The following is a 278-nucleotide window of genomic DNA, read 5'->3' as shown; positions in this document are numbered from 1 at the left end:
CCGGTTGATGGGGTATCCCACCCATACGATCCTGCGGCGCGATTTGCTGGCCGTGCTGCTGAGCCACGCTGCCAGGGCCGGGATCGACGTCCTGTATGGCCATCGCGCCCCGGCGCTCGACCTGGACGATGGCGGCAGGGCCGTGGCCAGGTTCGACAACTGGCGCGAATGCAACGCGATGGATCGCGTGATTCGGCGCAGCGCCCGCAAGATGCGCAGGTCGTACTGCTGCGAGGGGTCGGTTACGGTCTGTTTATTCATGACTGAATTAGTTCAGC

Annotated in this window: 1 pseudogene; it reads left to right on the top strand. The window is 64.0% G+C overall.

Annotation, left to right across the window (positions count from 1 at the left end):
• A pseudogene (locus SB751_RS29860) lies at nt 1–278 on the top strand (hypothetical protein); the annotation flags it as partial.

The sequence above is a fragment of the Cupriavidus sp. SIMBA_020 genome, from assembly GCF_046535395.1.
Classification (GTDB): Bacteria; Pseudomonadota; Gammaproteobacteria; order Burkholderiales; family Burkholderiaceae; genus Cupriavidus; species Cupriavidus campinensis.
This window is presented reverse-complemented; position numbering and strand designations above follow the sequence as displayed.